Annotated in this window: 12 protein-coding genes, 1 pseudogene and 3 CRISPR repeat arrays (1 of these 16 only partly in view); of the genes and pseudogenes, 10 read left to right on the top strand and 3 right to left on the bottom strand. The window is 49.1% G+C overall.

The window, feature by feature from the left end:
* Positions 1-43: 43 nt before the first annotated feature.
* From SPICA_RS14915 to tyrS, 3 genes are all read left to right on the top strand, one after another.
* Positions 44-1,858: a beta-N-acetylhexosaminidase gene (locus tag SPICA_RS14915; protein WP_013969352.1), complete on the top strand. Its 1,815-nt coding sequence runs from the start codon at positions 44-46 to the stop codon at positions 1,856-1,858.
* Between the two features lie 117 nt (positions 1,859-1,975).
* The gene (locus SPICA_RS09820; RefSeq protein ID WP_013969351.1) at positions 1,976-2,539 is read left to right on the top strand and encodes a Uma2 family endonuclease; all 564 of its coding nucleotides are present in this window, start codon (positions 1,976-1,978) and stop codon (positions 2,537-2,539) included.
* Positions 2,540-2,674: 135 nt separating this feature from the next.
* On the top strand, positions 2,675-3,931 hold the full coding sequence (tyrS, locus tag SPICA_RS09815) for a tyrosine--tRNA ligase (protein WP_013969350.1): 1,257 nt from the start codon (positions 2,675-2,677) through the stop codon (positions 3,929-3,931).
* A 59-nt stretch (positions 3,932-3,990) separates the two neighbouring features.
* On the opposite strand, the pseudogene SPICA_RS15470 reads toward tyrS, so the two are convergent.
* Both SPICA_RS15470 and SPICA_RS15825 read right to left on the bottom strand, forming a co-directional pair.
* Positions 3,991-4,227 (bottom strand): annotated as a pseudogene (locus SPICA_RS15470) (alpha-amylase family glycosyl hydrolase); the annotation flags it as partial.
* A gap of 79 nt (positions 4,228-4,306) precedes the next feature.
* Positions 4,307-4,438 (bottom strand): alpha-amylase family glycosyl hydrolase, encoded by a 132-nt coding sequence (locus SPICA_RS15825; RefSeq protein ID WP_257720280.1) that lies wholly within the window; start codon positions 4,436-4,438, stop codon positions 4,307-4,309.
* A 104-nt stretch (positions 4,439-4,542) separates the two neighbouring features.
* Here SPICA_RS15825 and SPICA_RS09810 point away from each other — a divergent pair, with 104 nt between their 5' ends.
* The 7 genes from SPICA_RS09810 to cas2 all read left to right on the top strand — a co-directional run bounded on the left by SPICA_RS09810 (position 4,543) and on the right by cas2 (position 13,411).
* Positions 4,543-7,785, top strand: coding sequence for a CRISPR-associated helicase/endonuclease Cas3 (locus SPICA_RS09810; protein WP_013969349.1), 3,243 nt, complete (start codon positions 4,543-4,545; stop codon positions 7,783-7,785).
* A gap of 60 nt (positions 7,786-7,845) precedes the next feature.
* Positions 7,846-8,514, top strand: coding sequence for a type I-C CRISPR-associated protein Cas5c (gene cas5c, locus SPICA_RS09805; protein WP_013969348.1), 669 nt, complete (start codon positions 7,846-7,848; stop codon positions 8,512-8,514).
* Positions 8,511-10,391, top strand: coding sequence for a type I-C CRISPR-associated protein Cas8c/Csd1 (gene cas8c, locus SPICA_RS09800; RefSeq protein WP_013969347.1), 1,881 nt, complete (start codon positions 8,511-8,513; stop codon positions 10,389-10,391). Before cas5c ends, cas8c begins: the two co-directional genes overlap by 4 nt.
* 67 nt (positions 10,392-10,458) lie before the next feature.
* Positions 10,459-11,358 carry a type I-C CRISPR-associated protein Cas7/Csd2 gene (cas7c, locus tag SPICA_RS09795; protein WP_237255850.1) on the top strand — a complete coding sequence of 300 codons (900 nt, stop codon included), beginning with the start codon at positions 10,459-10,461 and terminating at the stop codon, positions 11,356-11,358.
* A gap of 44 nt (positions 11,359-11,402) precedes the next feature.
* Positions 11,403-12,089, top strand: coding sequence for a CRISPR-associated protein Cas4 (cas4, locus tag SPICA_RS09790; RefSeq protein ID WP_013969345.1), 687 nt, complete (start codon positions 11,403-11,405; stop codon positions 12,087-12,089).
* Positions 12,073-13,104, top strand: coding sequence for a type I-C CRISPR-associated endonuclease Cas1c (gene cas1c, locus SPICA_RS09785; RefSeq protein WP_013969344.1), 1,032 nt, complete (start codon positions 12,073-12,075; stop codon positions 13,102-13,104). Before cas4 ends, cas1c begins: the two co-directional genes overlap by 17 nt.
* Entirely contained in the window at positions 13,067-13,411 is a 345-nt protein-coding gene (cas2, locus tag SPICA_RS09780) for a CRISPR-associated endonuclease Cas2 (RefSeq protein ID WP_335328869.1), read from the top strand. The genes cas1c and cas2 overlap by 38 nt, the downstream gene beginning before the upstream one ends.
* A 204-nt stretch (positions 13,412-13,615) precedes the next feature.
* A CRISPR array of direct repeats spans positions 13,616-16,149; the repeat unit is 33 nt; unit sequence GTCGCTCCCCGCTCGGGGGGCGTGGATTGAAAC.
* Positions 16,150-16,249: 100 nt separating this feature from the next.
* On the opposite strand, the gene SPICA_RS09775 is transcribed toward cas2, so the two are convergent.
* Positions 16,250-17,713 carry an IS5 family transposase gene (locus SPICA_RS09775; protein ID WP_013968269.1) on the bottom strand — a complete coding sequence of 488 codons (1,464 nt, stop codon included), beginning with the start codon at positions 17,711-17,713 and terminating at the stop codon, positions 16,250-16,252.
* Positions 17,714-17,838: 125 nt separating this feature from the next.
* Positions 17,839-20,161: a CRISPR direct-repeat array (repeat unit 33 nt; unit sequence GTCGCTCCCCGCTCGGGGGGCGTGGATTGAAAC).
* Positions 20,162-20,263: 102 nt separating this feature from the next.
* A CRISPR array of direct repeats spans positions 20,264-20,705; the repeat unit is 33 nt; unit sequence GTCGCTCCCCGCTCGGGGGGCGTGGATTGAAAC; it runs 671 nt beyond the window's last position.

Here is a 20,705-nt window from a genome sequence, read left to right as displayed (position 1 = left end):
AATTTTAAATACTCATCTCGGTTTATTATGGATGGAGGTCCCTATGGCTGCCTATGCATCTGTGCCGGCAATAATCCCCAAGCCGGCGTTTTACCAGGAAACCGGAGACAGGCTGTATGCCGCTACCCTGACCCTCGACGGCGATTCGTTTTTTCTGCCCCAGCTCCGGGCTCTTCGGGATGAAATTATAACAGCCTTTGGCGAGACGGTTCTGAGTCCCTTAAGTTCTGCTGAGGAATTCGCCTACTTCGAACAGCAGACCCATGACGAAACTCCCCTCTGGGGTGCCAATTTCAGACGGGATGCCGCTCCTACGATTGCCCTTCATATTCATCAGGTTGATGAACGAAGCTGGGTGGAGCAGGCCCGCATGCACGGTTCAGAGCTCGCGGATGGTGTTGGAGCAGTGGTCTGGGGAGCCTATCTGCTTACAATTTCCCCTTCTGGAATAGAAATGGTAATTCCTCGCACAGCAGGACGCAACACCATGGTAGAAAGCGCCGCTGCAGCCTTCGCGACCCTGATGCAGCTGCTCCACCTGGGATGGGACGGCTGGCGTTTCAAGCTTCCGGTCTGTACCATTGTGGACAGACCAGCACTTGCATGGCGGGGGCTCATGATAGATTCTGCCCGTCACTTTGTGCCGGTTCCTGAACTTAAAAAAATCCTCAGCATGGCCTGGCTTTATAAGCTGAACCGCTTTCACTGGCACCTTACCGATGACCAGGGCTGGCGACTGGAGCTTGTAACCCTGCCAGAAGCCACTGGTTCCGGTTCCACAAGACCCGGCGGCGATCCGAACCGGAACGGCTATTATACCCAGGAAGAGGTCCGGGATATTGTGGCCTTTGCAGGGGATCGGGGAATTACGGTGATTCCCGAACTGGACCTGCCCGGCCATGTCCAGGCAATCCTGGCAGGACACCCGGAGTTTGCCTGTACACCGGGGCCCCATTATGTTCGGACCGAATGGGGCATTTCGGAGGATGTACTCTGTATGGGAAACCCCGCCGCCCTAAATTTTGCCCTGAAAGCCTGGGATGAGGTCTGCGAACTCTTTCCGGGCCCCTATGTCCATATCGGCGGTGATGAAGTGCCCACCACCCGGTGGGAAAGCTGTCCGAAATGCGCTGCAAAAAAAGCAGAGCTGGGTCTTACAGACTGGATCGATCTGCATGGTTATTTTGTGGCAACCATTGCAGAGCACCTGAGCAAAAAGGGAAAAATAGTCTTTGGATGGGATGAGGTGCTCGACTCATCAATCCCGAACCTGGCCAATGTGGTTCACTGGCGGGCCTGGATCCCAGAACAGTCGACTAAGGCCCTTTCTCAAGGCCGCTGGCTTGTCCGCAGTCCTTATTTTCCCTATTACCTAGATTTTGTGCAAACCGATGATCGCAGTATAAGCCCTGGGCTTGCCTACCGTAATCCCGATGCCGCGAGCCTCCGCCGCATCTATGAGTACGACCCCTTTGAGGAAATTGAACCGGATATCCCTGAGTCTGTATCGGGAACGGAAACGGCCCAGTGCAGTGCATCGGGAAGAGAAGCGTACCTGGAAGGTGTACCGGAACAAGATGCAGGCCAGGGGAGAGCGCTTGAAAATGCATCCCTGGACCGAAGCGGTCGTTTCCTGGGCATACAGGCTAACGCCTGGACCGAATACATCCGGGATGGCCGGCGGCTTGAATACATGCTCTTTCCCCGGCTCCTTGCTCTGGCAGAGACCGCCTGGAACGGCAGAACCCGCAGTTCCTATGAGGACTTCCTTCGGCGGCTGGAGGCTGGGCACTGCGGTTCGAGCCGGGGAATTTTTGCCCAGCGGGGCATCAATTTTTGCCCCCTGTATAAAGACTGAGCGCCCCTTTTGTATACCTCTTTTTTGGGGTATAATGGTGGTATGGTGATGGTAAACTTCTAAAAACTGCACCCTTTAGAAGTTTCCAATAATCTCTTTGCGAGGAGGTTCGTCATTATGGAAACCCAAGGAACAAGTGCCCTGAAAGAGGGGGAAAAGTTTACCATTGCAGACTGGAAAAAATGGCCCCTCAATGAACGCTGGGAACTCATTGATGGTGTCGCTTATGCCATGAGTCCCGCGCCCCGGGTTCCCCATCAGGACAAGGTCCTTAATCTAGCTCGGCAGTTAGGAAATTTTCTGGAAGGCAAGCCCTGTAAAGTCTTTATTGCCCCCTTGGATGTATTTTTAATGGATGACTCCGATACGGGAGAAACGGTGGTGCAGCCCGATGTGCTTGCCCTCTGCGATGCCAGTAAAATTCATGAAGATGGGATTCATGGTGCTCCCGACTTTGTGGCAGAGGTCCTTTCGGAAACAACGGCCCATAAGGATTTTGGGGTAAAACGGAATCTCTATGAACAGGTTGGTGTGCGGGAATACTGGATTATTCATTCCGATACCGGCGCGGTGTATCAATATGTACTGCAGAATGGTCGTTTTGGACCCCTGAAGGAATACCGCAGGGGGGAGGCGGTTCCCAGCGCAGTCTTTCCCGAATTTTCCTGGATCTGTCCCTAACAGGAAATTGCTGCCATCCCTTGCCCCATAGGAGTCCTTTCTGTATACTGCTTTTCTGTGAGGTAGAGCCCGGTTGTAGCTCTTTCTGACATGGCGGGATCTGCCGTTTTTACTACCTTTTCAGGATGGATACCGATGAATGCAGCACTTGAAACCTTAAAAGAACGGGGCTTTTTTCAGCAATGTACCGATGTAGAGGGGCTTTCCAAAGTTATGGATGAGGGGCCCATCACCTTTTATGTGGGAACCGATCCCACAGGGCCAAGTCTGCATATCGGGCATATGGTGCCCTTTTTTGCCTTTAAACACATGATCGCCGCCGGACACCGGGGTATAGCACTTATCGGTGGCGGTACAGCTCGTATCGGGGACCCCTCGGGAAAAACCGAAATGCGAAAAATGCTGTCCTATGAACAGCTCGATGCCAATGCGGAATCGATCAGCGCCCAGCTGAACCGCTTTCTGGGCGGCTTTGACGGTATACATGCCCTTACGGATAATAACAAGCACTGGCTTTCGGACCTTAATTATATCGATTTTCTCCGGGACATAGGACGGCATTTTTCGGTAAACCGGATGCTCAGTTTCGAAGCCTACCGGATGCGGATGGAAACAGGCCTTTCCTTTATTGAGTTTAACTATCAGCTTCTCCAGAGCTATGACTTTCTCGAGCTGTACCGCCGCCACGACTGCCGCCTCCAGATTGGAGGCGACGACCAGTGGGGTAATATTGTGGCGGGTATCGAGCTGATCCGCCGGGTCGAAGGGGCTGAATGTTTCGGCCTTACCTTCCCCCTGGTGACCACCGCGGATGGCAAGAAGATGGGTAAAACTGAAAAGGGTGCTCTCTTCCTGGATCCGGCCATCACGAGTCCCTATGATTTCTTCCAGTACTGGCGGAATGTTCAGGATGCGGATATAGAACGGTTCCTCTTAATGTTTACTTTCCTCCCTGTAGCGGAAATCCGCTCCCTTGTTGCTCCCGGGAAAAACCCGAACGAAGCCAAGGAACGGCTTGCCTACGAGGTTACCGCCCTGATCCACGGCAAGGAAGAGGCAGATAAGGCCCTCGCTGGAGCCCGGGCCGCCTTTGGCGGCGGCGGCGATAAAAGTGCCATGCCCAGTGTAGAACTACCCCGGGCAAAATTCGAGGCAGGCTACCCGGTGGTGGACCTCTTTTTTGATGCCGGCCTGGCCCCGACGAAAAGCGAGGCCCGGCGGCTCGTCCAGCAGGGCGGTGCTTTTGTGTCGGCAGGTCTGCCCCATGGCTCCGGGGCAGACCTGGAAGCGATTACCGACGTAGCGGATCTCATCAATCTAGATCGAATTAAGGATAATGAACTTATCCTCCGGGCCGGCAAAAAGCGGTACTGCCGGGTGGTCCTCAGCTAGCAGCTTATTTGTACACTGTCACTTCCCAGGGAGCCAGGCGGGTGTCGTAGCCGATTGGACTAGCTTTCTTTTTCACCTTCATATCTGCGATAAGCGAGCACCTCATCATCAATACAAGAGCTTAGTAATTCGATGGAACCGGTCTGCAGGGCCGGTTCTTTTTTTCGTAACCCTATAAGGGCCTTACACCAGGATAAGAGGGATTCCAGGTCCTGTATCTGGGCTACCACATTTCGTTCCTTGTAATCAGGATTGACGGGCAGCCAGGGTTTTCCTTCGGTAAAGCCTGCGCTGGGGGCGTCGGTCCACTACATGGAGGGGCCGGGAGCGATCCCGGATGGGATGGAAAGGATAGTACTTTATCCCCAGGGGATCCTATAGGTCCTTTCGGTGGATTCCTTTCAGATCGCCGACCCCATCCCCATTGGTGTCTAAAAAACTGCGAGGATAGATCTGGTAAATGGGTCCCAGCTTCCACCAGGGGAGGGTATGTAAGGTTGATGTCATGGCAGGATCCTTTTGGAGACGTGTTGTTACTCTATTGTCTAATTTTGTTGCATTACCTGCAACAAAGTAGGTTTATAATCAAAAAAGAATGTTGGGGTATATTGATGAATAGAGCAGAAAATAAGGCCACAAGGCTCTTACAAATTGAAAATCTTCTTTTAGCTCATCCAGAAGGACTTACCCAAGCAGAAATTGCAAGGAAACTCCAGGTGGATCGTTCAACGATTAATAGGGATCTCATGGATCTACCAGCTTCTATTTATATTGATGATATTGATGGTGGTAAACTAAAAATAGATAGAAGTGCAAGTCTTATCAATCTCAATTTAACCCTGCATGAAGCAATGGCTTTGCATCTTGCAAGCAGGCTTCTGGCCACCCGTATGGATCGTAAGAATCCCCATACCGCATCGGCGTTAAGAAAATTAAGTCTATCGATGCGGCGATGGGCTGATCAAATAGGTCATCATGTGAGTATTGCTGCTGACATGATGGATGACGATTCTCAGAAAGATGATCCCAACTATGTTCGCGTCATGGAACTCTTAACAGAAGGTTGGGCAAATCATCGAAAAGTTAAAATCTGGCACCGCAGTGAAAAGATGGGTAAAACCTTTATGTATCTTGTTAGCCCTTACTTCATTGAACCCTATGCAATTGGACAAACAACCCAGCTCATCTGTTTAAGCGAACCGCCAGGAACACTACGGACCTATAAGGTTGAACGAATTGAACGGGCAGAAAAAACAAATGAACCCTATACTATTCCAAAGGATTTTGATCCTCGCTCCCTCTTAGCTGAAGCCTGGGGAATCTGGTACACCGATGAAGAACCCCAAAGGATACTACTGCGCTTTACGCCACGGGTTGCCTATCGGGTGAAAGAAAGTCTGTGGCATCCTACCCAAATTATAACAGAACAGGATAATGGCTCGCTCTTATGGGAAGCTGAGATTGCAGAACCACAGGAAATGCTTCCCTGGATCCGGGGCTGGGGTGCAGACTGCGAAGTACTAGAGCCAAAGTACCTGCGGGAGACCCTTGAACGAGAAGTGAGGAAGCTTGCAAAACTTTATGGAATTGGGAATATTAGCGGACCGAAGTCATCCTTTTTTGCCCATCGTCGAGAGGGTGAAGACCGCGAAGACTGGCAGCCCCTCATCGAACATCTGAAAAAAACAGCGGAAATGGCGCGCGATTTCTGCGCTGATGCCAATATCGCAGAACTGGCGTATATCGCGGGGCTGATTCACGATCTGGGTAAATATTCCGACGCGTTTCAAAAACGGCTGGAAGGGACAGGTCCGCGGGTGGAGCATTCAACCGCTGGAGCAAAAGAACTCAAGGCATTGCTCAAAGGGACGCCGCAGGAAGTATTCGCTCACTTACTGGTGTATCCCATTATGGGACATCACACAGGCTTGCCCGATTACGGCAATGAAACCGACCTGGAGGGCGGAACTGTTTGCGCGCGCTTGAAAAACCAACTGCCCGATTACAGCGCGTACAAGAGCGAAGTAGATTTGTACACACTTTCGTTCCCGAAACGCTTGAATATTCAGCCGCTGCGCCTGCGGGTGTTCCCCGATAAGCCTACGAAAGATTATTTTGGGTTTTCGCTTTCTTTTCTGGTGCGCATGATTTACTCTGCACTTGTGGACGCCGACTTTCAGGAAACCGAAACCTACATGAAAGGCTCAAAGCCGCGCGGCGGATATGACGACATCACAACCCTGCGAGATAAGATGGGCGCGTACCTGAAGCAGTTTGAAAATCCAAGCAGTGACATCAACCACAAGCGCAATGAGATACTGCAAGCCTGTATCGCAAAAGGCATGAATGAAAAGCCTGGATTTTTCTCGCTCACTGTACCCACTGGCGGCGGCAAGACGCTGGCTTCAATGGCATTTGCACTGCATCACGCCGCCGAGCATGGCTTGAAGCGCGTCATCTACGTCATCCCGTTTACCACCATTATCGAGCAAAATGCCAAGGTGTTCAAAACCATCTTCGGTGAAGGGCAGGTGCTGGAGCATCACTCCAACTTTGACTGGGAGGGCAAGAAGCGCGACAACCCCGATGACCGCACCAACAGCGCGCTTGCCAAACTCAAACTGGCGGCGGAAAACTGGGATATTCCCATTGTAGTCACGACCAACGTACAGTTCTTTGAGTCGCTGTTTGCCAACAGGTCATCCCGCTGCCGTAAACTGCACAACATCGCCAAAAGCGTGATTATCTTCGACGAAGCCCAAATGCTGCCGCGGGAGTACATGCGCCCTGCGATGGCGGCTGTATGGGAACTGGTGACGAACTACGGTGCGAGCGCGGTCTTTTGCACCGCCACCCAGCCTGGGCTGGAACGCTTTTTACCCGAAAATGCCGAAGTGCGGGAACTCGCACCAAACCCGCATGAGTTGTTCAACTTCTACAAGCGAGTGGAAGTAAAGTATGTGGGGACGCTTCCCGACGAGGACCTGATCACCCGCTTGAACGCGCACGAGCAAGCCCTGTGCATCGTCAACACCCGCCGCCACGCCAGCGGACTTTTCAGTGGCTTGGAAGGCGAGGGGAATTTTCACCTTTCGACGTTGATGTGTCCTGCCCACCGCCGCACCAAACTGGAAGAAATCAAAGAACGCCTATCAAGCGGAAAACCCTGCCGTGTGGTTTCGACCACGGTGATGGAAGCGGGCATTGACCTAGACTTTCCCGTTGGCTACCGCGCTCTCTCGGGGCTGGATTCCATCAATCAGGCGGCGGGACGTGTGAACCGTGAGATGCGGCGCGGCGTGAGCGAGATGTTCGTCTTCGAGCCGAAGTCAGAGTTTATCAAAAAAACGCCCTCATTCCTGAAACAATCGGCAGAAGTCACCCGCATGGTCTTGCGCGACCACGCCGCAGAGCCGATTTCCATTCCTGTAATCAGTGCATTTTTTGAGCGGCTGTATGATCTGCAAGACCCGAACATCTCGTTCGATGTCAAGCGCATTATGGAATGTTTCGACAGCGCAGACGCCAGGTTCAAGTACGAGACCGCGGCGCGGGAATTCCAAATTATTGAAGATTCGACCGAGACGGTGATTATCCCCTACAATGAAGAAGCACAAAGTCTGATTGAAGAGTTGAAAAGCACTGACTATCCATTTTTTACCCTGCGGAAACTTCAGCCCTACACGGTTTCGATTTTCACGACCGAGTTCGACAAACTCAGTTCAAAAGGAGTGATTTTGACCATTGACGACACGTATTACGTTCTTAACCCTGATTACATGAAAGAATATTATGATTTTGATAAAGGACTTATAATACCTGAAAATGGAGGTGGTGATGGTTTACTGTTTTAAGATTTTAAAAGAGACTCTGAAACAAATCCTAAAAAAATCTTGTATAAGGAGGTTGTATTAATGGGATATGGCATAACCATCCGTGTACAGGGCCCATATGCCCTGTTTACCCGTCCTGAAATGAAAGTGGAGCGTGTCAGTTACGACGTCATCACTCCGTCGGCGGCGCGTGGTATTCTCGAGGCAGTCTATTGGAAACCTGCTATCCGCTGGGTGATAGATACAATCCACGTCCTGCGCGACATCGAGTTTACCAATATTCGCCGTAACGAGGTGAGCGATAAGGCTTCGGTGGATAATGTTTTACAGGTGATGAATGGCACAAACAAACCGCTCTACATCGCCACCACTGAAACCCGCCAACAGCGCGCCGCAATGGTCTTGAAGAATGTGGATTATGTCATCGAAGCCCACTTCGAGTTAACCGAAAAGATCGGTTCTGGTGAAACAGAGGAAAAGCATTACAATATTATTTTACGTCGTCTTCGGCAGGGACAGCACTTTCACGCCCCCTGCCTGGGGACCCGCGAGTTCCCCGCCACAGTGACCACCATCGAGGACAGGAACAACATCCCCAAAAGCCCGATGAAGGGCAAGCGCGATTTCGGCTGGATGCTCTATGATCTGGATTTTTCCAATCCGCGCGACATCAAGCCGATGTTTTATCACGCCATCATGCAAGACGGGATTATAGACGTACGTGAACTAGCCAAGGAGGTGCGGCGATGATTTTGCAGGCACTTTATAATTACTATAAGATTTTGCTGGATGACCCTGAAGTCGAGATTGCGGCTCCTGGCTACAGTGCGGCAAACGTAAGTTTTGCGCTTAACCTTTCTTCAAACGGCGATTTGCTGGATATCATACCACTTACGACCAAGTCTCCCGATGGTAAAAAGGAACGTAACTTCCGCCGTATGATTGTGCCTGAACAAGTAAAGAAATCATCGGGGATTGTGGCTAATTTTCTTTGCGATACCGTTCCGTATGTGCTAGGAATTTCAGAGAAAGAAGCCAAAGACCCGAAATACGCAGAAAAGCGGTTTGAAGCTTTTCGTGATTTTAACATTGAAATTTTGTCCCATGCAAATAGTGATGCTGCTCGCGCCGTTGTCGCTTTCTTACAAAAACATAACCCCCAAAAAGCTCAACAACACCCTGTAATTGCTCAACAATTGGAAGGTTTGCTTGAAGGCGGTAGTTTAATATTTCAGCTGCAAGGTAAAGATGTGATTCAGGATCCAGAAGTCAGACGTGCATGGGAAGATTACAAACTTGGTCAGGAAGCCGTCGAAATGCAATGTTTAGTGACAGGCAAAATTGAACCAATTGCCAGACTGCATCCAAGTATCAAACGGGTGCGTGGAGCTCAACCGACAGGTGCGTCGTTGGTCAGTTTTAATGAACGGGCTTACGAGTCTTATAACCGTTTGAAGGGACAAGGGTTAAACTCACCCGTTAGTCAGCGTGTGGCTTCAGGCTACGGTGTAGCGCTTAACTATCTCCTATCAGAACAAAATCCCAATCGACCCATTTTTCTTGGCGACACCACCGTTGTTTACTGGGCAGACACAGCCGATAAACGCTACTCAGACGCCTTCTACGCCCTTCTGAATCCAGAGTACCAGCAGGTGGAAGACGTAGCCGCCGAAGAGACAAAAGAGAAGCGAAAACGCGACAAAGAAGGCGAAAGGACCCTGGGTGAGGTGGCTGAGTCGGTGCAACATGGAAAAGCGATAGACCTAGCCGCATTGAGCAAAGAGTTGGATAAGGACACACGTTTCTATGTGCTTGGATTGGCTTCCAATGTATCGCGACTGGCAATACGCTTTTTTCTCACCGAACCCTTTGGTGTGTTTGCCGAGCGCATCATGCAGCATTATGAAGATTTGAAAATCGTGAAGGAATATGCCAATCAGTCTGATTATATCTCCCCTTATCGTATCCTTGCAGAGTGTGTTTCACCCAAAGTGACACGGCGGGACGATGAAGTTAAACAGTCTTGGTCGCTGCTGGGCGGGGCGTTCATGCGGGCAATTCTCACGGGTGCGCCCTACCCCGAAGGTTTGTACGCCGCCTTCATCAACCGCATCCGCCACGACACGGATGAAACCAACGACGAGGGCAGAAGGCGCAGCGTCAAAATTAACTACATTCGCGCTGCCTACATAAAGGCGCATCTCATACGTAAGTTTCGCCGACAAGGCGATAACAATAATTATAAGGAGGCTCTACAGATGTCACTAAATGAAAGTTATGATCATCCCGCATATGTGTTGGGGCGATTATTCGCATGGCTAGAAAAAGCGCAGGCTGAAGCTATTGGACAAAACATAAATGCCACAATAAAGGATCGCTACTTTACCTCTGCTTGTGCAACCCCAGCAAGTGTTTTCCCAACATTGTTACGGCTTTCCAATCACTGGACAGGAAAAGCTGAGTATGGTGGAACGCTTGATAAAAATATCCAGGCTCTATTGGGAAAATTAGAAGCACAACCATTTCCACAACGGTTTACACTCGAAGAACAGGGGGTATTTATCCTGGGATACTACCATCAACGCTCAGCGTTTTACCCAAAAAAGGATAGTAATGGAGGTGAATAATGCGAATTGATATCTAATAAAGATAACAATCTGTAATTGTTTATTACTCTGTTAGAGTAATAGAAATATGAATATTATGAATGAAGGAGAAGTAATTATGGCTGGTATTTCTAATCGTTACGAGTTTGTTCTTTTTTATGATGTAGAAAATGGAAATCCGAATGGAGACCCCGATGCGGGTAACATGCCGCGCATTGACCCCGAAACAGGGTATGGTATTGTTACTGACGTATGTCTAAAACGAAAAATTCGAAACTATGTGGAAATGGTTAAAGGTGATGCACCAGGTTATAGAATTTACATAAAGGAAGGGATTCCTTTAAACCAAAATCATGCAGAAGCTTATTTAGCATTGCAATTGAACCCTGGTGATAAAAATGTTAAAATTGATGATATACAACGTGCTCGTGCTTGGATTTGCGCCAATTTTTTTGATGTTCGTACCTTTGGGGCAGTGATGACTACCGGAGATAACTGTGGCCAGGTTCGTGGCCCAGTTCAAATCAACTTTTCTCGTAGTATCGACCCGATTGTACAACAAGAAGTAACAATTACTCGACAAACTGTCACACGTATTGAAGAAGCAGAAAAAGAACGTACCATGGGACGTAAACACATCGTCCCCTATGGTTTATACCGAGCCGAAGGATATATCTCTGCCAGACTCGCCAATGATCCAAGCAAAGGAACAGGATTTTCAGAAGAAGATTTACAACTATTCTGGGATGCCCTAATCAATATGTTCGAGCATGACAGGTCTGCTGCACGAGGAAAAATGGCTACTCGAAAATTATTTGTATTTAAGCATGATTCTGAATTAGGAAACGCGCCTGCTCATGTACTTTTTGATTTAATTACTGCTAATAAAAAGAATAATTCGATTGTTCCTAGAAGTTTTAATGATTACCAAATTTTAGTTGATGAAACTAAAGTGCCCGAGGGAATTACATTAATAAAAATGCTTTAATTTTAATCCCCTTTCTTTATGGAAGGGGATGAGGAGAATTGATTATGCCCACTGAATATACTGCCGAAGATTTATTACATATTTCAGGGATCCAGCACTTTCTCTTCTGCAGACGTCAGTGGGCCCTTATTTATATTGAAAACCAGTGGCAAGACAACCAATTTACTTTTGAAGGACATTTATTACATGAACGGGTGGATGATCCTTATATTTCAGAAAGCCGAAAGAATGTTTTTATTAGTCGATCAGTGCCAGTGGCATCCTATACATTAGGTATAACTGGCATTTGTGATATGGTCGAGTTTATGCAAGATAAGGATGGTGTTTATATATCTGATAAGGGAACAACCTATAGACCATACCCTATAGAATATAAAAGAGGTAAGCCCAAGCGAGAACCGGTTGATGAAGTTCAACTCTGTGCACAGGCCATGTGTCTTGAAGAAATGCTTTCGACATCAATTTCTGAAGGGTCTATCTACTATGGACAAACCAGACATCGAGAGCCAGTAGTGTTTTCAGCAGAATTAAGATCTCTTGTTAAAGATCTTGCAGAAGAGATGCATGCTTATTGCAAACGAAAATATACACCTAAGGTAAAGCCAACAAAAGCCTGTAAGTCATGTTCTCTACAGGATATTTGTTTGCCCGATATTTTGAATAAGCGCGAGTCTGTAAGTACCTATATCAACAATTATATAGAGGACTTAAAAAATGAAAAAACTTCTTAACACCATTTACATTACAAGTCCTGATGTTTTTGTTGCTCTGGATGGCGAAACGATTGTAATTAAAAAGGAAGAAACTGTAGGAACCAAGATCCCCCTTCATAATATTGAAAACATAGTATGTTTTAATTATATAGGGGTAAGTCCAGCATTAATGAAAGCCTGTGTTGATAAAAATATTGGGCTTTGTTTTTTAACACCCTATGGCAAATTTCAGGCTCGTATTATTGGTCCTGTGCATGGAAATGTTCTATTGCGTAAAAAGCAATACGCAGTTTCAGAAGCTATAAAAGAAAGCCTGCCCTATTGTAAAGCCTTTCTTTTAGGGAAGATTGGAAACTGTAGAAAAGTTTTGGAGCGGGCTTTACGGGACCATGAAATGGTTGTAAATACTAAGAAAATTAAAGAAGCATCAGATTTTTTAAAAGAAGTGTTGCGAATGATTCCTGATTGTAACAATCTATCAGATTTATTTGCCTTTGAAGGCAGTGCCGCCAGAGCTTATTTTGGAGTATTTAATGAATTAATTCTACAACAAAAGGAAGATTTTTTGTTTACTGATCGATCACGAAGACCACCAATGGATAATATGAACGCGCTATTATCGTTTCTATATACACTGCTTGCTTATGAGGTTGCGTCAGCTTTAGAAACGGTGGGGCTCGATCCTTATGTAGGCTTTTTACATCAAGATAGACCAGGAAGAATTTCCCTTGCCTTGGATATTATGGAAGAACTTCGTCCTGTTTTAGCAGATAGACTGGCCCTGTCTTTAGTAAATAGAAAGCAAATAACAGGTTCTGGTTTTATTAAAAAAGAAAGCGGTGGAGTTCTTATGGATGAGGAAACACGGAAAACCGTGTTACAGAGCTGGCAGGAGAAAAAGCAGGAAACACTGACACATCCCTATTTAAAAGAGTTAATACCATATGGTTTACTACCTTACGTTCAGTCTATGCTTTTAGCAAAGAGTTTACGAAATGATATTGATGGATATCCGCCATTTTTCTGGAACTGATGGGAGTTTTCTGATTATGATGGTTCTAATTACTTATGATGTTAATACTGAAACACCTGAAGGCCGTCGGCGGCTTCGACAAGTAGCAAAGGTGTGTGAAAATTATGGTCAAAGGGTACAACATTCAGTTTTTGAATGTGTCATTGATACTATGTTGTTAAAGAAAATACAACATCAACTTGCAAAAATTATCGATAAAGAAAATGATAGCATACGGTATTATTATTTGGGTGATAATTATAAATACAAAGTCGAGCATATAGGTGTTAATCATAGTTTTGATATAGAAGGACCATTGCTTTTTTAAACTGTAGTTCTTTGACATGATGAGGGAAGGATTTTCTGCGAAACCTATGCTCACATCAAAATATATATAGGTTCGCAGTTTTATGATACACTATTTAAACAATGCTGTAGAGTTTTTAGAGGTTATGAATATTACTCTTAGGTAAAAAATTAGGCATATTTACATATTTAGCGTATTATTATATAAATACCACTATATTTAGCTGTCGCTCCCCGCTCGGGGGGCGTGGATTGAAACTCGTAACCTTTTTACCGCTCGCCCAGCCCTTGGACGTCGCTCCCCGCTCGGGGGGCGTGGATTGAAACTATCAGCAAGGCGGCCTTCACGAGTGAACAAGATCGTCGCTCCCCGCTCGGGGGGCGTGGATTGAAACAGCATCCCGGCGGCTATGGAACCGACCGTGGTGCCGGTCGCTCCCCGCTCGGGGGGCGTGGATTGAAACTTTGGATTTCAACTAATGCTAAAAATCTAAATCGGTCGCTCCCCGCTCGGGGGGCGTGGATTGAAACAACAAAAAATGTCACGTTAACTGTTGCCAAATATTGTCGCTCCCCGCTCGGGGGGCGTGGATTGAAACGTACGCCGCAAGTCGCACTCGTAGTCCTCAAGGTGTCGCTCCCCGCTCGGGGGGCGTGGATTGAAACTCCAAAAAATAAATCATTGCAGGATATAGAGGTAGGTCGCTCCCCGCTCGGGGGGCGTGGATTGAAACCTGAATAGTACCTTTCATAACGCCCTCCATTGCCCGTCGCTCCCCGCTCGGGGGGCGTGGATTGAAACTTTTGGATTGCCGGCCGCTGCGCCGGTAATCCAGCGTCGCTCCCCGCTCGGGGGGCGTGGATTGAAACCCTCTGGAAACCTTTATACTGCAACGACATAGCACGTCGCTCCCCGCTCGGGGGGCGTGGATTGAAACACAAAAAATGTCACGTTAACTGTTGCCAAATATTGTCGCTCCCCGCTCGGGGGGCGTGGATTGAAACATTAACCGTACTTAACATATGTATAGTATACTATGTCGCTCCCCGCTCGGGGGGCGTGGATTGAAACATACACCTGCGCTATGTCGTTGCATTATAAAGGCGTCGCTCCCCGCTCGGGGGGCGTGGATTGAAACGTTGTTATCGTTAGGCATACGCCCTCCTACGCCCGTCGCTCCCCGCTCGGGGGGCGTGGATTGAAACGTTGTTATCGTTAGGCATACGCCCTCCTACGCCCGTCGCTCCCCGCTCGGGGGGCGTGGATTGAAACGCCGGTTAATTGATTGTTTAGCAATATATGATTTTGTCGCTCCCCGCTCGGGGGGCGTGGATTGAAACTTCATACAGTAGGTGTATACTTTTTTATACACCTGGTCGCTCCCCGCTCGGGGGGCGTGGATTGAAACAACCAATGCTAAAAAGCTAAATCGTTATCCCGCCGTCGCTCCCCGCTCGGGGGGCGTGGATTGAAACTTTTTGGATTGCCGGCCGCTGCGCCGGTAATCCAGGTCGCTCCCCGCTCGGGGGGCGTGGATTGAAACGAATGGGGTGGTGACTGGGACCCCAAAAACGAATGTCGCTCCCCGCTCGGGGGGCGTGGATTGAAACGCAACGGAGGGATTGCTCCTCCTAAAAAACTGGGTCGCTCCCCGCTCGGGGGGCGTGGATTGAAACGACGGTGTCGTGATATGGACGACAGATAAGTATCAGTCGCTCCCCGCTCGGGGGGCGTGGATTGAAACTGGCTGTATCTTGGGCTGAGCCTGGCGCCCAGCAGGTCGCTCCCCGCTCGGGGGGCGTGGATTGAAACGCCCCAATGAACACGCCTGGAGCCCCGGAAGGGTTGTCGCTCCCCGCTCGGGGGGCGTGGATTGAAACTGGCCTTATCTATCAGCGCGTTTTCCACCACAGCATGTCGCTCCCCGCTCGGGGGGCGTGGATTGAAACACCCAGCGAGCAGCTGGGCACCATTAAAATTTCCGTCGCTCCCCGCTCGGGGGGCGTGGATTGAAACGCCTTTGTTGAATGAAAAAGCCTAACAACTGCTTGTCGCTCCCCGCTCGGGGGGCGTGGATTGAAACACGACCACTACACGGATAATTTGCAAGGAGGAAAGTGTCGCTCCCCGCTCGGGGGGCGTGGATTGAAACATTAACTGATGAACAGTTAATGGAAAAAGCAAGGGTCGCTCCCCGCTCGGGGGGCGTGGATTGAAACTTCCAAAAGATGTTCAGTGGGCCCGTGTGTGGGAGTCGCTCCCCGCTCGGGGGGCGTGGATTGAAACAATCCAGTATATAGCGACGATAATTTAGTTTTATGTCGCTCCCCGCTCGGGGGGCGTGGATTGAAACATAGATTGTGTAGGCAATATAAAGTGAAACCACGGTCGCTCCCCGCTCGGGGGGCGTGGATTGAAACATCGTCTCCGTACGATGGATGGAAACTTATATAAGTCGCTCCCCGCTCGGGGGGCGTGGATTGAAACCCAACTCGGGTAAGGAGAGGAGAAGAGTATGCTAGTCGCTCCCCGCTCGGGGGGCGTGGATTGAAACGAGGTTGGGAAGGACTATTACGTCTATCTCGTCGGTCGCTCCCCGCTCGGGGGGCGTGGATTGAAACATTAACTGATGAACAGTTAATGGAAAAAGCAAGGCACGTCGCTCCCCGCTCGGGGGGCGTGGATTGAAACGCCGAAGCCATAAAGGTTAGGACAGACGTTGTCTTGTCGCTCCCCGCTCGGGGGGCGTGGATTGAAACAGACCAGGAGACCCAAGAATAAATCGCAAAGGACGTCGGGCCTACTGAAAATGTCTAAAAATGATATTTCAAAACTTTTTTACGTTAAAATGGGTTTAATTTAGTATACTAAAACTTTCAAATATGATTTATGAGGTTTAAAACCAAGTAAAAATAAAAAGCGCATAAAAAGATCCCTCAGGATTTTTTCACAGTTGGTCAGCAATACACATACCATAATTGCTGTTTCACTAGTTTCGCGTAATTTTTCATAGATTGTACCAAGACCAAACTTTCGTTTCATATATCCAAAGCCACCTTCAATCGCTTGTCGAATGGCTTCGTCAAGTCTTTGAATCTTTCGTAGCTGTCGTACTATCTTTTTATTCTCTAATGTTTCTTTAATCGGTCTGCCTAAGGGTGGTCCAGACAATCGTATTCCTCGAGCTTCACAATAGGCTCGGTTTGCTCGTGTCCGATATATTTTATCGGCATGCACCGATTCCGGATATCGACCACATCGCCTCTTATATTTTTCTATTTGTGTTGGCAAATCTTCTTGTTCGTTATAGGGTTCCCATTGTAATCGATCTATAAAAATCATCCCGTGTTCGGTCATCGATGCTGATAGTTTTGCTCCGAATTCAAAGGCCGCTTTTGCTTTACCTCGGGCTATTGGTCGTACATGGGGTTGACTGATACTGACGATTTTTCCCGATATCGAATGGGTCTTTCCCTTATACATCTGTACCTGTTGCCGGTAAACCTCATGTATCACGATAAGATCACGTCGCTGTTTTGCACTCAACGTTGTACTGGGAACCTTGTTTTGTAATTCATTGATAGTCCGTAAATTACGTCGTATGTATTGGAGTTGGGTCCGAATCGCTCTGCGTATTTCTTTTTTTGTTCTTCGTCGCCCTCGTATAAAATTGAGATATTTGATACGGGCCTGTTTTCTATAGGTTCGTGGTTTTATGGTGAGCTCACTCGCTTCATATAACGTATCAATTATCTTTTCTGTTTTCCTTCGCGCTTCATCCAATAAAGTGACATCATGGGGATGCCGGATATCCTGGGGGACGCACGTGGCATCTATAATGAGTTGCCCTCGATTTCCATGATCATGGTCATCCTTTTGGTTTTCTTTGTTCTGTTTTTTTTCAGATTCTGCTTCTACCTGTTCTTGATACCGTTTCGCTATCAACTCATTTATCTTTGCTATTGCATCAGGTCCAAGCCGTTTTCGAAAATGAACCATCATGCTTGGATCAAAGGGTTTTTCATCTTTGTAAGATTCATATCCTAAAAAATATTGCAGGTAATGGTTCTCTCGTATTGTTTCTACCGTTTCTTCATCTGTTAATTGTAATTTCTCTTTTATCAATAATGATCCCAAGGCGAGCCGTACGGTCTTGGCTGTTCTTCCAATTCGTTTTGAAAAACATTTTTTATATTCAGCTTCTATCTCTTCCCATGGAATAATTGCGGCTAATCGTACCCATCGATTATCTTCTCGTAAATGTCCTCCGAAGGGTACATAAAAGTCTTCAAACTCAGGTACCTGTTCCTTTTCCTTATACATCGTTACCCCATAGTAAAGTGCACGCTTTTTAAGGCCTTACCCCTTTCTTCCGTGCACTTCTTATTGAGATTATCTCTGTATTTGCTTCTTTTGTAAAGAGTTGTTTGTTTTTCAGGAAGCCCGACGTCGCTCCCCGCTCGGGGGGCGTGGATTGAAACCTAGTGAAGTATCTGCGCTCAAGGCAAAGAATGGTGTCGCTCCCCGCTCGGGGGGCGTGGATTGAAACTTGCGTCGATTGGAAAAACGGCGGCGGACCTTGGTCGCTCCCCGCTCGGGGGGCGTGGATTGAAACATACACTCCGTATAAATCCTGCAATGCAACCAATGGTCGCTCCCCGCTCGGGGGGCGTGGATTGAAACTCAAGCAATTACAAAAAGCTAAATCGTTATCCTGTCGTCGCTCCCCGCTCGGGGGGCGTGGATTGAAACAACACTACGGACGCGGTTAACTCCAGATGGCGCCGTCGCTCCCCGCTCGGGGGGCGTGGATTGAAACGCAAAAGGTACAAAGTGAAGCCCAAAGAATTACGTCGCTCCCCGCTCGGGGGGCGTGGATTGAAACGCAAAAGGTACAAAGTGAAGCCCAAAGAATTACAGTCGCTCCCCGCTCGGGGGGCGTGGATTGAAACACATTCTTTCTGCCCCGTGGAATGCCGCTTGGTTGTCGCTCCCCGCTCGGGGGGCGTGGATTGAAACGCATCGATCTGCTTTGATACTGCTTGCTCGTCAGGTCGCTCCCCGCTCGGGGGGCGTGGATTGAAACGCAAAAAGTACAAAGTGAAGCCCAAAGAATTACAGGTCGCTCCCCGCTCGGGGGGCGTGGATTGAAACTAAGTAGAAAAGCAAGTCCTGTAAAGTCCATTCTTGTCGCTCCCCGCTCGGGGGGCGTGGATTGAAACATCGGCAACTATGTAATACCGATACTATATATTAGTCGCTCCCCGCTCGGGGGGCGTGGATTGAAACGTCCGAAACTACTAAACCACGTTTCTGATAAAAAGTCGCTCCCCGCTCGGGGGGCGTGGATTGAAACATCAGCTATACTTAACGTATGTATAGCATGCTATGGTCGCTCCCCGCTCGGGGGGCGTGGATTGAAACGCAAAAGGTACAAAGTGAAGCCCAAAGAATTACAGTCGCTCCCCGCTCGGGGGGCGTGGATTGAAACGCATCGATCTGCTTTGATACTGCTTGCTCGTCAGGTCGCTCCCCGCTCGGGGGGCGTGGATTGAAACGCAAAAAGTACAAAGTGAAGCCCAAAGAATTACAGGTCGCTCCCCGCTCGGGGGGCGTGGATTGAAACAGGATGCGCCGTTGATAAGCTTGAGCTATCGATGGTCGCTCCCCGCTCGGGGGGCGTGGATTGAAACACTCCTTTCAGCGCCTACTATGTAGGCGCTGAACCGTCGCTCCCCGCTCGGGGGGCGTGGATTGAAACCCTAGGTTTGATACGATACCGCTTGCATAGCCGGTCGCTCCCCGCTCGGGGGGCGTGGATTGAAACCCGCAAACAAGCCTTGCGGGAATATGAGGAATATCTTGTCGCTCCCCGCTCGGGGGGCGTGGATTGAAACTATCGGCAAGCAAGGCAATGCTTGCCGATAAAGTGTCGCTCCCCGCTCGGGGGGCGTGGATTGAAACAAGCGAGGCTTGTGCATACCGACAACCGGAGCAAGTCGCTCCCCGCTCGGGGGGCGTGGATTGAAACCGTCAATAAGCCATAACACTCCTTCGTCGTTAATGTCGCTCCCCGCTCGGGGGGCGTGGATTGAAACATTTAAGACAATGAAGTCGTCCATATAACGTATGTCGCTCCCCGCTCGGGGGGCGTGGATTGAAACGCATCGATCTGCTTTGATACTGCTTGCTCGTCAGGTCGCTCCCCGCTCGGGGGGCGTGGATTGAAACGCAAAAAGTACAAAGTGAAGCCCAAAGAATTACAGGTCGCTCCCCGCTCGGGGGGCGTGGATTGAAACTAAGTAGAAAAGCAAGTCCTGTAAAGTCCATTCTTGTCGCTCCCCGCTCGGGGGGCGTGGATTGAAACATCGGCAACTATGTAATACCGATACTATATATTAGTCGCTCCCCGCTCGGGGGGCGTGGATTGAAACGTCCGAAACTACTAAACCACGTTTCTGATAAAAAGTCGCTCCCCGCTCGGGGGGCGTGGATTGAAACATCAGCTATACTTAACGTATGTATAGCATGCTATGGTCGCTCCCCGCTCGGGGGGCGTGGATTGAAACGCAAAAGGTACAAAGTGAAGCCCAAAGAATTACAGTCGCTCCCCGCTCGGGGGGCGTGGATTGAAACGCATCGATCTGCTTTGATACTGCTTGCTCGTCAGGTCGCTCCCCGCTCGGGGGGCGTGGATTGAAACGCAAAAAGTACAAAGTGAAGCCCAAAGAATTACAGGTCGCTCCCCGCTCGGGGGGCGTGGATTGAAACAGGATGCGCCGTTGATAAGCTTGAGCTATCGATGGTCGCTCCCCGCTCGGGGGGGCGTGGATTGAAACACTCCTTTCAGCGCCTACTATGTAGGCGCTGAACCGTCGCTCCCCGCTCGGGGGGCGTGGATTGAAACCCTAGGTTTGATACGATACCGCTTGCATAGCCGGTCGCTCCCCGCTCGGGGGGCGTGGATTGAAACCCGCAAACAAGCCTTGCGGGAATATGAGGAATATCTTGTCGCTCCCCGCTCGGGGGGCGTGGATTGAAACTATCGGCAAGCAAGGCAATGCTTGCCGATAAAGTGTCGCTCCCCGCTCGGGGGGCGTGGATTGAAACAAGCGAGGCTTGTGCATACCGACAACCGGAGCAAGTCGCTCCCCGCTCGGGGGGCGTGGATTGAAACGCTTGCCGATAAAGTGCTAAGGGAGTGTAGGGACGTCGCTCCCCGCTCGGGGGGCGTGGATTGAAACAGGATGCGCCGTTGATAAGCTTGAGCTATCGATGGTCGCTCCCCGCTCGGGGGGCGTGGATTGAAACACTC

Source organism: Gracilinema caldarium DSM 7334, assembly GCF_000219725.1.
Classification (GTDB): domain Bacteria; phylum Spirochaetota; class Spirochaetia; order Treponematales; family Breznakiellaceae; genus Gracilinema; species Gracilinema caldarium.
This window is presented reverse-complemented; position numbering and strand designations above follow the sequence as displayed.

Bases quoted from the DNA above. Each gene is read 5' to 3' on its own strand.
- SPICA_RS09810 (WP_013969349.1), top strand. From the start codon at position 4,543: ATGAATAGAGCAGAAAATAAGGCCACAAGGCTCTTACAAATTGAAAAT.
- cas2 (WP_335328869.1), top strand. From the start codon at position 13,067: ATGATATTGATGGATATCCGCCATTTTTCTGGAACTGATGGGAGTTTT.
- cas7c (WP_237255850.1), top strand. From the start codon at position 10,459: ATGAATATTATGAATGAAGGAGAAGTAATTATGGCTGGTATTTCTAAT.
- SPICA_RS09775 (WP_013968269.1), bottom strand. From the start codon at position 17,713: ATGTATAAGGAAAAGGAACAGGTACCTGAGTTTGAAGACTTTTATGTA.
- cas4 (WP_013969345.1), top strand. From the start codon at position 11,403: ATGCCCACTGAATATACTGCCGAAGATTTATTACATATTTCAGGGATC.
- cas1c (WP_013969344.1), top strand. From the start codon at position 12,073: ATGAAAAAACTTCTTAACACCATTTACATTACAAGTCCTGATGTTTTT.
- SPICA_RS15825 (WP_257720280.1), bottom strand. From the start codon at position 4,438: ATGACATCAACCTTACATACCCTCCCCTGGTGGAAGCTGGGACCCATT.
- cas8c (WP_013969347.1), top strand. From the start codon at position 8,511: ATGATTTTGCAGGCACTTTATAATTACTATAAGATTTTGCTGGATGAC.
- tyrS (WP_013969350.1), top strand. From the start codon at position 2,675: ATGAATGCAGCACTTGAAACCTTAAAAGAACGGGGCTTTTTTCAGCAA.
- SPICA_RS14915 (WP_013969352.1), top strand. From the start codon at position 44: ATGGCTGCCTATGCATCTGTGCCGGCAATAATCCCCAAGCCGGCGTTT.
- SPICA_RS09820 (WP_013969351.1), top strand. From the start codon at position 1,976: ATGGAAACCCAAGGAACAAGTGCCCTGAAAGAGGGGGAAAAGTTTACC.
- cas5c (WP_013969348.1), top strand. From the start codon at position 7,846: ATGGGATATGGCATAACCATCCGTGTACAGGGCCCATATGCCCTGTTT.